Below are 11,194 nucleotides of genomic sequence, written 5' to 3'. Positions count from 1 at the left end.
GGCCGTTTGCGCGCCCGGGTCTGGGGGCGCCCGGATCTGGCGATCGCCGACGGCGGGGCCGGGCCAGTAGAGGCCCGATTTCGAGCCCGACCGGGCATGTGGCAGACTTGATCCTCGGTGCCAGATGCCCCTGCCACAGGGGGAAGGCGTCTCACCGCTCTTTCGGAAGAACCACGAGGTGTCCTGTGGCACCGGCGAGGAAAGCCAGCATGAACAAGATCGTTGCCGAGGTCACCGAGGCCTCCCTCCGCTCAGACATTCCCGACTTCCGTCCCGGCGACTCCGTGCGCGTGCACGTGAAGGTCGTCGAGGGCAACCGCTCCCGCGTGCAGGTGTTCGCCGGCGCGGTGATCGCCCGCAACGGCAGCGGTATCAGCGAGGCTTTCACCGTCCGCAAGGTCAGCTTCGGCACCGGCGTCGAGCGCACGTTTCCGCTGCACTCCCCGATCATCGACAAGATCGAGGTCGAGCGTCACGGCGACGTCCGTCGCGCCAAGCTGTACTACCTGCGCGGGCTGCGCGGCAAGGCCGCCAAGATCAAGGAGAAGCGGGACCGCTGATTCCCCAGCCAGGCTCCGAACCCTCAGTAGCGAGACCCGCGGTGAGCGAATCACCCATCACCCCGAGCAAGCCTTCGGCTGGCCGGGTGGCTGGTGCGTGGGCCAAAGAGATCGCCATCGTGGTGGTGGGGGCCCTGGTCGCCTCCACCTTGTTGCGGCTCTTCGTCGCACAGATGTTCGTGATTCCGTCGGGCTCGATGGAGAACACGCTGCAGATTCGTGACCGGGTGATGGTGCAGAAGGTCGCCGGCTGGTCGCGTGGCGACATCGTGGTGTTCCGTGATACGCAGGGCTGGCTGGCCGACCCGGTCGAAGAGACCGACCCGCTGCGCAAGACCCTGATTTTCATCGGCCTGGCGCCCGATGAGAGTTCGAATCACCTGATCAAGCGGGTGATCGGGCTGCCCGGCGATCACGTGAAGTGCTGCGACGCCCAGGGCCGCATCACCGTCAATGGACAACCGCTGGAGGAGGCCGGCTACCTGTATGCCGAGAACGGTCAGGCCGTCGCGCCGTCCGACTTCTCCTTCGACGTGGTGGTGCCGAAAGACCGCATCTGGGTGATGGGTGATCATCGCGACAACTCGCAGGACTCACGCTGCCACCTCACCGAGGGCACCGGCGGCAGCGCGGCCTTCGTGCCCACCGCGGACGTCGTGGGCTCGGCAGTCGCCATCGTCTACCCGTTCGACCGGTGGCGCACCCTGAGTCGTCCGGCCACCTTCGATCAGGTGCCGGGGCCGACGGCGGCAGCACCCGACAAGCCGGTGATCGTCGGCGACCCGCCCGCCTGCTGACGTGCCATGGCGTTCGTTCTGCGCCGGGACGCCGGGCTGTACGGCTACGAGCGGGCGTTGCGCCGTGCCGGCTTCGGCCTGATCGCCGGGGCCGACGAGGCCGGACGGGGCGCCTGTGCGGGCCCGCTGGTGGCAGCGTCGGTGATTCTGGGCAGCACGCCGGGCAGCCAGGTGCGCAACCTGAAGGATTCCAAGCTGCTCACCGCGCTGCAGCGCGAGCGGTGCTACGACGAGATCGTGGCCAAGGCTGTGAGCTGGTCGGTGGTGCTGATCGATCCTGGGGACTGCGATCGGCTGGGCATGCATGTGGCCAATATCCAGGCGCTGCGGCGTGCGGTCTGCCGGCTCGAGGTTCGCCCCGACTTCGTGCTCACCGACGGTTTCGGCGTGGACGGGCTCGGGGTGCCGGCCTTGGCCGTGTGGAAGGGCGACGCCGTGGCCGGTTGTGTGGCGGCGGCCTCGGTGATCGCCAAGGTCACCCGCGACCGGATTATGCACGCGGCCCATGAGCGCTGGCCGCGGTACCGCTTCGACGTGCACAAGGGGTACTGCACGGCCCTGCACCAGACCCAGCTTGACGCCCACGGCCCGTGTGAGATTCACCGCTGGTGTTTCGAGAACGTGCGACGGGCAGCCGATGCGGCGGGCATCGCTTGAGCCGGTGCGTCCGTCTGACCGCCCGGCCCGGCTCGCGCGCGCCCGGCACTCGTCTCGGCGGCGTCCTTCCTTGGTGAGTCGTTGGTCGAGCTTGTCGAGACCTCAGGTGTGCGGCTGTGGCACGTGGTTCCGGCAGGCTCACCCAGCGGTAGGCGTGTTCATCAGCGCTTCCCTAGTACAGTGGCACTGCTATGAGCGCCGAGGATCTTGAACAGTACGAGAGCGATCTTGAACTCCAGTTGTACCGGGAGTACAAGGACGTGGTCGGCATCTTCACCTACGCGGTCGAGACCGAGCGACGCTTCTACCTGTGCAACGCGGTCGACCTGAAGGTACGCACCGAGGGTGGTGACGTGTACTACGAGGTGTCGATGGGTGATGCCTGGGTGTGGGACATGTATCGTCCGGCGCGGTTCGTGAAATCGGCGAAGGTGCTCACGTTTCGCGACGTCTCGATCGAAGAGATCGCGCACAGCGACCTGAAGGTGCCCGAGAACCTGTAGGGCTTGGCCCTGGTGGCCGCCCGTGCGACGACCTGCCTCCCCGTGGCGGCGACGCCCTGCGTGTCGTCGGTCACGTTCGGCGAGGCCTCGCACGTGGCAATCTGAGTTGAGGCTTCACGGCAGCCTTCCCACCGTGCGATCTGCGTCTGAGGCCGGTGGTCTGCGCTGGCCTCCACCGCCGGTTGAGCTTGTCGAAACCCCTGGTCAGAGGACTTCGTCGGAGGTCTCGACAAGCTCGACCAGCGAAAAATCAGTGTGTCCCGAGCTGATCGGGCGGCTGGGTCGAACGAATCTGAACACTTTGGCGGTCATGGGCACAAGCTGATGGCGTGGAGAGATCGGCGGTTTGGCGGGCGGGCGAGGTGGTGGCTGTCCAGCACCTGGTGAAACAGGGCTGGACGATCAGCGCGCGCAATTGGCGGTGCTCCATCGGTGAGGTCGACATTGTCGCCCGCACCCCTGAGCCCGACCCGGTGGTCGTGTTCTGCGAGGTCAAGTGCCGCACCGGGTTGGGCTTCGGTGACCCGCTGGAGGCGATCACCTGGCGCAAGGTGGTCAAGCTGCGCGAGCTGGCGCTCACCTGGGTGAGCCAGCAACCCGGGTGGGTACCGCGCTATCGGCTCGATGCCATCGGGGTGCTGCTGCCGCGTGACGGAGTTCCGCGAGTCACTCATGTGCAGGGGGTGACCGGGTGAGTACCGCTCGAGCATTTTCGGTGGCGCTGGTCGGCGTCGAGGGAGCGATCGTCGAGGTGGAGGCCGCCATCGGCGGGGGGCTACCGCGCATGGTGATCGTCGGTCTGGCCGACGCCGCGTTGGCCGAAGCCCGCGAACGTTGCCGGGCGGCGGTGCATTCCAAGGGCCTGGGGTGGCCGGCCCAACTGGTCACGGTCAACCTGTCGCCGGCCACACTGCCCAAGGCGGGTTCGCACTTCGATCTGGCCATCGTCGCCTCGGTCTGTGCCGGCCTGCCGACCGGTTCGACCCCACGGTGCTCGACCGCCTGGTGCTACTGGGTGAACTGGGCCTCGACGGCCGGGTGCGCCCCGTCCGCGGGCTGTTGCCGGCGCTGCTGGCCGCGGTCGCCGCCGGCTTCGGCACCGCTGTCGTCCCGGCCGAACAGGTGCACGAAGCGCAACTGGTCGAGGGGCTCACGGTGTGGGGTGTCGCCGACCTGCTCGATCTGGTGGCGGTGCTGCTCGGGCAGCCGCCCGCGCACTTTCCTGCCCCCGAGCCATCCGGGGAGGCGCCGGACGTGCCCGTCAAAGACTTGATCGACGTGGTGGGGCAACTGGACGCCAAGTGGGCGCTCGAAGTGGCTGCCGCGGGTCGTCACCACCTGTTCATGCACGGCCCTCCCGGTGTCGGCAAGACCCTGCTCGCCGAACGGCTACCGGGCATACTGCCCGATCTCGATGCGTCTGAATCGCTCGAGGTGTCGGCGATCCACTCACTGGCCGGTGAGCAGTTGCGCGATGGGCTGATCCGCAGGCCGCCGTTCGCCGACCCGCACCACTCGGCATCCCTGGCGAGCATCGTGGGTGGGGGAGCGCGCATGGCGCTGCCGGGCAGCATCAGCCGCGCCCATCGCGGGGTGCTCTTTCTCGACGAGGCGCCGGAGTTCGCGCCCCGGGTGCTCGAAGCGCTACGCGTGCCGCTCGAATCGGGCCGTGTCGTGCTGGGCCGAGCCATGGTGCACGCCGTCTACCCGGCCAGCTTTCAACTCGTGCTGGCTGCCAACCCGTGCCCCTGCGGCAACGCCACCACCCGCGGCGCCCAGTGCCGCTGTGCGCCGATTGCCGTGCGTCGCTACGCCGAGCGAATCTCAGGCCCGATCCTCGACCGCATCGACATTCACCATCACCTCACCCCGATGAGCCGTGCCTACCTGCGTGCCGCGCAGAACGGCGGTGAGTCGTCGGCCGCGGTGGCGGCGCGGGTGGCCGAGGCCCGGGCCAGGCAGCGCCGCAGACTGGCCGAACACGGGTGGCGTACCAACGGCGAGGTGCCGGGGCCCGCGTTGCGCCGCGTGCTGCCACTGCCGAGGGGTATCGATGTGCTCGACGAGGCCGTATCGAGGGGTGTCTTGTCGGCTCGCGGCGTCGACAAGGTCATTCGCCTGGCCTGGTCGATCGGCGACTTGGCGGGTGTCGATCGACCTGGGCGTGATCACGTGCACACCGCACTCGCGATGCGGCGCGGCGAACAGTTGAGCCAGGTCAGCGATGCTCGAGCGTGAGGCGCGGATGGCGCTGTGCTGCGCCGTCGAACCCGGCAGTCGCGAAGTCACTCGCCAGGTCGAGCGCGACGGGGCCGAGGCCACCTGGCGCACTCTGCTCGAACCCGGCTCGCGTTCTCGTTGGGCCCGCCGCGCTCAGGCCCTCGATCTGGCCGCCGTTCAGGCCGCCACAAGCCGGCTGCGGCTGCGGTTCATCGTGCCCGGTGACGACGACTGGCCGGCGGCGTTGGGCGACCTCAGCGGCTGCGAGCCGGTGCAGGATCTGGCCGGTGCCCCCCACGGGCTGTGGGTGAAGGGATCGGTGGAACTTGCTGCGGCAGTTGACCGGTCCGTGGCGGTGGTCGGCGCGCGGGCCTGCACCGCATACGGCGAGACGGTCGCCACCGATCTGGCGGCCGGGCTGGGCGCGCACGGCGTGACAGTGGTCAGTGGTGGCGCCTACGGCATCGATGCCGCTGCCCATGCCGGAGCACTGGCAGCCGACGCGGTCACGGTGGCGGTGATGGCAGGCGGGCTCGACCAGCTCTACCCAGCCGGCAACAGCGGTCTGCTGCAGCGAGTGGCAACCCACGGCGTGCTGGCCAGCGAGTTGCCGCCCTTCGAACGCCCGACCCGGGTGCGCTTCTTGGGGCGCAATCGGTTGATCGCGGCCCTGGCTCCGGCCACGGTGCTGGTGGAGGCGGCATTGCGCAGCGGCGCTCGCAACACGGTGAGTTGGGCCACCGCGTGCAATCGGGTGGTACTCGCCGTGCCTGGTCCGGTGCACAGTGCCACCTCGGCCACCCCGCATCGGCTGATCCGTGACGCCGAGGCCGTGTTGTGCAGCGGCGTCGAGGATGTGCTCGAACTGGTGCAGCCACTGGGTCGCCCGGCGGTCGAGCGGCCGAGCCAGCGGCGTCCCCTCGACGATCTCGACTGCGACGAACTGGCGGTGTTCGAGGCGTTGCCGGCCCGTGGGGCGATGCCCACCGGTGAAGTGTCGCTGCGGGCCGGGGTGCCGCTCGGAACGTGCCTTGGGGTGCTCGACCGGCTCAGTCATCGGGGGCTGGTGGCGCAACGGGTCGATGGTTGGCAGATGGCCCGACCGCCGAGTCACTCGCGCGGGTGACTGACGTGGCAGCTACCACCGGGTACGGTTGACTTTGTCGGGGGGACACATAGAGGCGCTGAAGACCGGATCGTTCCAACCGGGGGGTAAGGATCGATCCGGCCAACAGCGCGTCACGCAACCAAACCACCCCTGTGTGGTGGTGCCGCTCGCGAACGCATCGTTCGCAAGGGTGCTGGTTGGCAGTGGTGCAGGTTCCGTCGGTACAGAACCCGAAAAGCCTTCCAGCACGAGAGGATTTGCACCCATGCTGGACTATCGCCATAACTGCGAGCGTTGCGGCCGTCACCTTGCCGCCGATGACCATCAGGTCTACATCTGTTCGTTCGAGTGCACCTGGTGCGCGGCATGTGCGAACACCTTTCCCGACCACGGCTGCCCCAACTGCGGAGGCAATCTGGTGCTGCGCCCGATTCGGCCGCGTCACCTGCAGCGTGAGGTAGGCGCTTTCGGACGCCTGCACTCCGACTGCGGGCTGTTGGTCGCCCGCAGCGGCTGAGGGAAACACTGGCCGAAACTCCTCGCCGGAGCTGTATACCTGAGGTCTCGACCAGCTTGATCAGCGAAAGGCGGCGCTTCCCACGGTAACTACGCGAATCCAGCCAGGGTCGCCGCCCGCGGCGGTCTCGCGCACCGGAGGATCCAGTAGGCCCTCGGGTACCGCCTTGCGATTGCGCCCGTGTGATGCCTTTCGCCACGCCGCCCGTCGGTGGAGCCCGGCTGAGCCGCGCACCCAACCCGTCGTTGCCCGGGTCGTCCGCTGCCCGAGGGAGGTGCGGCACCGTGCTGGCCGGGAGTCTCCGCGGCGCCAATAGGGTGCACAACGGAGCGCTAGGGTGAACGCATGCTTATCATCGGCCTCATTCTTTTCGGCATGCTCGTGGGTGCGGCCGCTCAACTGCTGTTGGGCAAGCGTGGTCACATTGACTGGCCGACTGCCTTCGGGTGCGGCCTGGCCGGGTCGTTCGTGGGTGGCCTGCTGATCAGTCTGATCTCGGGCGACGGGTTCGAGTTGCGCCCCTCGGGGCTGATCGGGTCACTGGTCGGTGCCGTGATCGTGACCGCCGGCTGGTACTCTTGGCGCTCGCGGCGTTCGTCCTGAGCAGAGTCTGCTCCGGTGGGTGAATGGGCGGGCCGGGGCCCGATGAACCGGGCCCTGACCAGTTTCACTTCGACGATCTTCGCCGAGATGTCGGCACTCGCGCTCACCACCGGCTCGATCAATCTCGGTCAGGGGTTCCCCGACTTCGACGGGCCCCCCAGCATGCTCGAACGAGCCCGGCAGGCGATCGCCGAGGGGGTCAACCAGTATCCGCCGGGGCCCGGCATGCTGCCGCTTCGGCATGCCATCGCCGCCCATCAGCGGCGCTGGTACGACATCGTGGTGAACCCTGAGACCGAGGTGCTGGTCACCGCCGGGGCGACCGAGGCCATCGCCGCCGCCATGCTGGGCCTGCTCGAACCCGGTGACGAAGTGGTGATGCTGGAGCCGTACTACGACTCGTACGCGGCGATGGTGGCGCTGGCCGGGGGAGTCCGGCGCCCGGTGCGACTCGAGCCGCCCGACTTCGCGCTGCCCCGCGAACGGCTCGCCGCCGCGATCACCCCGGCAACCCGACTGCTGCTGCTCAACTCGCCGCACAACCCGACCGGCATGGTGCTGAGCCCTGCTGACCTGGCATTCATCGCTGCGCTCGCCCTGCGCCACGGCCTGACCGTGGTCACCGACGAGGTGTACGAACACCTGACCTTCGACGGTGTCCCGCATGTGCCCCTGTGCACGCTGCCCGGCATGGCCGAACGCACCCTGACCATCTCATCGGCCGGCAAGACGTTCTCGGCGACTGGTTGGAAGATCGGCTGGGTGACGGGGCCCGCCGAGCTCGTCGCGGCCGTGCGAGCGGCCAAGCAGTTTTTGACCTATGTCAACGGAGCGCCGTTTCAGCCCGCGGTCGCCGAGGCACTCGCCCTACCCGATAGCTACTTCAATGAGTTCCGCAGTTCATTACAGGCCAAGCGCGACCGGCTGATCGGGGGCATGCGCGGGGCGGGCATCGAGGTGTTCCAGCCCTCGGGTACCTACTTCGCGGTGGCCGACGCGCGCAGTCTGGGCTACGACGACGGCTACGAGCTGTCCCGGGCGCTGCCTGCCCTGTGCGGAGTGGTCGCCGTGCCGATGTCGGTGTTCTACGACGACGCGGACGGAGCCCGCCACCTGGTGCGGTTCGCCTTCTGCAAACGCGACAAGGTGCTTCGCGAGGCGTCCCGGCGGTTGCGCGCAGTGGCTCGCTGAACGTCATCCGGGTTCGGCTGCGCATAATTGCGTAGACCCGATCCCCTTGCGACACAGTGGTCTCAGGGGCTAGTTTTCGGCCATTGGTCGTGGGAGCGGGAGGCTCCGTGCGACTACGGGGGTTATCTGGTCGGCATCAGCGTGCTCAGTGTTCTCGCGGGGGGTTGCGCCGGTGTGCCGGTGAGACTGAGCGTCAGGTTTGCCGTGCCCACCTCGGTGGCCGTTCCGCCGGACGATTCGTCGTCCGGCGGACGGCCACAGCCTCTGACCGAGCCTAAGGAACCCTCCACGGCAACCGGCCCGTCGTCGCGGTGGTCGGAGAACGGCGCGGTGAGCGCGCTGATTTTTCGTTTGGTCGAGCCAGTCGAGACCTCAAACGGAGTGCTCTCGCTAGGGGTTTCGACAAGCTCAATCAGCGGTGGTTGCGTTGTTCGGCGCTTCCCCAGGGGCGAAGGGCGGTGGGGGAGCGGTCGTTGTGGCTGCCGAGTCAGGCCGCCTGCGCCGGGGGGTCGATCAGGCCCAGCCGCTCGAAAGCTGCCACCAGGCCCTCATGCTGCGGGGCCGGCACGATCAGATCGGCCAGGGCCAGCAATTCGGGCACGCCACCCTCGATCGCGACACCAGTGCCGGCATAGGCCACCATCTCGAGATCATTGTGGCCGTCGCCGATGGCGATGATGTCGGCCCGGTCGAGGCCGAAGTGCCGCTCCACGACGGCTATGCCGACGGACTTGTCGACCCCGGCCAGAAAGAACTCGCCGGCCCGCTCGCCCAGGCTGCCGATGGAGCTGGGCACCACGTCCACCTCGGGGCCGAGGCGGGCAGCGAGCTCGGCACTCGGTACGGCGAGCTGAAAGCAGGTGATCTTGGCGAACGTCTCCGACGCCGGATCGTCGGTGATTTGCAGTGGGCCAAGGATGCCGTCAGCAGCTTTGCCGAAGTTGGCGGCCTGCTCACCCTGGGTGATCAGCCGGCGAAGCCGGTCGCGGCCCTGGCTGGTGACGTACGCAGCGTCCGGACCCTCGAGAATGTAGACCGCGTCGTTGGCCTCGAGCAGTTCGACAGCACGTCGCGCGAGGTCGGCCGGAAAGCGCCGGTCGGCCAGCACCATGCCGTCGAGTTCGACGTAGCCGCCCGCTGCGGCGACCAGCCCGTCGAAGACCGCGGCATGGTCGGGGGCCACCAGAATCTTTGGACGACCGGTGCACAGCAGCACTCGATGCCCGTTGCGCCGAGCCTGCTCGACCGCTCGCACGTGCCCCTCAGGAATCACCCCGTTGTGCGCATAGGTTCCGTCGAAATCGATGAACACGGTCTTGCCCACGGGCGAAAACTCTCCTGACCAGGTTGGCTGCGAATGTCGATTGAAGTTTGTACCATCATTCTAGCTGATGTGACGAAAATGCCTCCTGTGGGGAATTGGCCGGGCCATCCACGGCTGACGAGGCGGCCCACTAGAGTGCCGGTGTGGATGCCGTGGTGATCGTGCTGGGCATACTTGTGCTCGCTGTGATCGCCTTCATGTCGAACCGCGTGCCATTGGGCGTGGTGGCACTCGGGGTGGCGCTGGCGCTGTGGGCCACCGGCATACTCACCCTCAATCAGGCCCTCGCCGGGTTCGGCGACCCGACCGTGCTGTTCATCGCGTCGCTGTTCGTGGTGTCCGAGGCGCTGGACGCCACCGGCGTCACCGCGTGGGCGGCGCAACAGGTGCTCGCCCGCGGCGGCACGGGTAGGCGTCGGTTCATCGTCATGGTCGGCCTGCTGGTCGCCGTGCTGACCGCACTGATCAGCGTGAACGGCTCCGTGGCCGCGCTGATTCCGATGGTCGTCGTGGTGGCCGTGCGGGCCAGTGTGTCACCGAGCCGCATGCTGATGCCACTGGCCTTTGCCGGGCACGCCGGGTCGTTGCTGGCGCTCACCGGCACACCGGTCAACATCATCGTCAGCGAGGCCGCAGCCGACGCCGGAGCGCGGCCGTTCGGCTTCTTCGAGTTCGCTTTGGCCGGTCTGCCGCTGCTGGTGGCGACGATCGTCTTTCTGGCCCTGTTCTCGCACCGGCTGCTGCCCGACCGGGCACCCAGCGTGATCTCGTCCGACGTGAGCGAACACGTCGAACAGTTGCGCACCCAGTATTCGCTGCCCGCGTCGACCGAACTGGTGAACGGGCACAGTGGCTTCGCCGAGGTCGTTATACCGCCCCGATCGGCCTTGATCGGGGTGCATGTGTTCGCCGGAATGACCACGTCCTTCGGCGATCTGGTGGTGCTCGGGTTGCAGCGCGCAGGGTATGGCCTGCGGGGTGCGAATGTGCGGTTGCAGGCCGGCGACACGTTGCTGCTGCGGGGCAGTTGGGCCGATCTCGAGACGCATGCGGCGCAATCCGACGTGCTGGTGGTCGACGACCCCGCGTCCCTGCGCCGTGCCGTGCCGCTGGGCGGGGGCGCGAAGCGAGCGATCGGCGTGCTGCTGGCGATGGTGGTCTTGCTGGCCACCGGCCTGGTGCCTCCGGCTGTGGCCGGCCTGCTTGGCGCGATGGCCGTGGTGCTGCTCGGAGTGCTGCGTCCGGCCGAGGCCTATCGGGCGATCTCATGGACGACCGTGGTGCTGATCGCCGGCATGATCCCCTTGTCGACGGCCGTGATCGCCACGGGAGCGGCCGAGCGGGTGGCGGGCTGGGTGACCGGCGTCGTCGGCACGTCCTCGCCGCACCTGGCGCTGCTGGCCGTGTGCGTCCTCACCGTGCTGCTGGGCCAGTTGATCTCGAACGCCGCGACGGTGCTGATCATGGTTCCGATCGCCACCGTGCTGGCCGCTGACCTGCAGGTGTCGGTGCTGCCGTTCATGATGGCGCTCACCGTGGCCGGCGCTGCGGCATTCCTCACCCCCGTGGCCACCCCTGCCAACACCATGGTGATGGAGCCCGGTGGTTACCGGTTCACTGACTACTGGCGGCTGGGCCTGCCGCTGCTGCTGCTCTACCTGGCTGTGGCCGTGCTCTACGTGCCGCTGATCTGGCACTTCTGACCCTCCACCGT

At 68.2% G+C, this 11,194-nt stretch carries 11 protein-coding genes and 1 pseudogene; 11 read left to right on the top strand and 1 reads right to left on the bottom strand.

Features of this window, described 5'->3' with window-relative positions; genetic code table 11:
• Window positions 1-209: 209 nt before the first annotated feature.
• The 10 genes and pseudogenes from rplS (at window position 210) to QM721_RS09185 (ending at window position 8,156) form a co-directional block, all read left to right on the top strand.
• Window positions 210-560, top strand: coding sequence for a 50S ribosomal protein L19 (gene rplS, locus QM721_RS09230; protein ID WP_415121187.1), 351 nt, complete (start codon window positions 210-212; stop codon window positions 558-560).
• Window positions 561-601: 41 nt separating this feature from the next.
• Entirely contained in the window at window positions 602-1,357 is a 756-nt protein-coding gene (gene lepB, locus QM721_RS09225) for a signal peptidase I (RefSeq protein ID WP_415121185.1), read from the top strand.
• A 6-nt stretch (window positions 1,358-1,363) separates the two neighbouring features.
• Entirely contained in the window at window positions 1,364-2,014 is a 651-nt protein-coding gene (locus tag QM721_RS09220) for a ribonuclease HII (protein ID WP_415121184.1), read from the top strand.
• Window positions 2,015-2,205: 191 nt separating this feature from the next.
• Window positions 2,206-2,517 (top strand): DUF2469 domain-containing protein, encoded by a 312-nt coding sequence (locus QM721_RS09215; protein WP_105185754.1) that lies wholly within the window; start codon window positions 2,206-2,208, stop codon window positions 2,515-2,517.
• 329 nt (window positions 2,518-2,846) lie between these two features.
• Window positions 2,847-3,212 (top strand): YraN family protein, encoded by a 366-nt coding sequence (locus QM721_RS09210; RefSeq protein WP_415121181.1) that lies wholly within the window; start codon window positions 2,847-2,849, stop codon window positions 3,210-3,212.
• An 89-nt stretch (window positions 3,213-3,301) separates the two neighbouring features.
• Window positions 3,302-4,755 (top strand): annotated as a pseudogene (locus QM721_RS09205) (YifB family Mg chelatase-like AAA ATPase).
• The gene (gene dprA, locus QM721_RS09200; RefSeq protein ID WP_415121179.1) at window positions 4,742-5,863 is read left to right on the top strand and encodes a DNA-processing protein DprA; all 1,122 of its coding nucleotides are present in this window, start codon (window positions 4,742-4,744) and stop codon (window positions 5,861-5,863) included. Before QM721_RS09205 ends, dprA begins: the two are co-directional and overlap by 14 nt.
• 247 nt (window positions 5,864-6,110) lie before the next feature.
• A complete protein-coding gene (locus QM721_RS09195) occupies window positions 6,111-6,362 on the top strand; it encodes a DUF1272 domain-containing protein (RefSeq protein WP_415121177.1) in 252 nt (83 codons plus the stop codon).
• A gap of 345 nt (window positions 6,363-6,707) precedes the next feature.
• A complete protein-coding gene (locus QM721_RS09190; RefSeq protein WP_415121175.1) occupies window positions 6,708-6,965 on the top strand; it encodes a GlsB/YeaQ/YmgE family stress response membrane protein in 258 nt (85 codons plus the stop codon).
• A 42-nt stretch (window positions 6,966-7,007) separates the two neighbouring features.
• Entirely contained in the window at window positions 7,008-8,156 is a 1,149-nt protein-coding gene (locus tag QM721_RS09185; RefSeq protein WP_415122062.1) for a pyridoxal phosphate-dependent aminotransferase, read from the top strand.
• A gap of 487 nt (window positions 8,157-8,643) precedes the next feature.
• Here the strand turns inward: QM721_RS09185 and QM721_RS09180 are convergent, their stop codons facing one another.
• Window positions 8,644-9,480: an HAD hydrolase family protein gene (locus QM721_RS09180; RefSeq protein WP_415121173.1), complete on the bottom strand. Its 837-nt coding sequence runs from the start codon at window positions 9,478-9,480 to the stop codon at window positions 8,644-8,646.
• A gap of 143 nt (window positions 9,481-9,623) precedes the next feature.
• Between QM721_RS09180 and QM721_RS09175 the strand changes: the two genes are divergently transcribed.
• Window positions 9,624-11,183 (top strand): SLC13 family permease, encoded by a 1,560-nt coding sequence (locus QM721_RS09175; protein WP_415121171.1) that lies wholly within the window; start codon window positions 9,624-9,626, stop codon window positions 11,181-11,183.
• Window positions 11,184-11,194: the final 11 nt, after the last annotated feature.

This window comes from Micropruina sp., assembly GCF_047602085.1.
Lineage (GTDB): Bacteria > Actinomycetota > Actinomycetes > Propionibacteriales > Propionibacteriaceae > Micropruina.
This window is presented reverse-complemented; position numbering and strand designations above follow the sequence as displayed.

Excerpts from the sequence above, each read along its gene's own strand:
- rplS (WP_415121187.1), top strand. The coding sequence starts at position 210 with ATGAACAAGATCGTTGCCGAGGTCACCGAGGCCTCCCTCCGCTCAGAC.
- QM721_RS09220 (WP_415121184.1), top strand. The coding sequence starts at position 1,364 with ATGGCGTTCGTTCTGCGCCGGGACGCCGGGCTGTACGGCTACGAGCGG.
- QM721_RS09215 (WP_105185754.1), top strand. The coding sequence starts at position 2,206 with ATGAGCGCCGAGGATCTTGAACAGTACGAGAGCGATCTTGAACTCCAG.
- dprA (WP_415121179.1), top strand. The coding sequence starts at position 4,742 with ATGCTCGAGCGTGAGGCGCGGATGGCGCTGTGCTGCGCCGTCGAACCC.
- QM721_RS09195 (WP_415121177.1), top strand. The coding sequence starts at position 6,111 with ATGCTGGACTATCGCCATAACTGCGAGCGTTGCGGCCGTCACCTTGCC.
- QM721_RS09190 (WP_415121175.1), top strand. The coding sequence starts at position 6,708 with ATGCTTATCATCGGCCTCATTCTTTTCGGCATGCTCGTGGGTGCGGCC.
- QM721_RS09185 (WP_415122062.1), top strand. The coding sequence starts at position 7,008 with ATGAACCGGGCCCTGACCAGTTTCACTTCGACGATCTTCGCCGAGATG.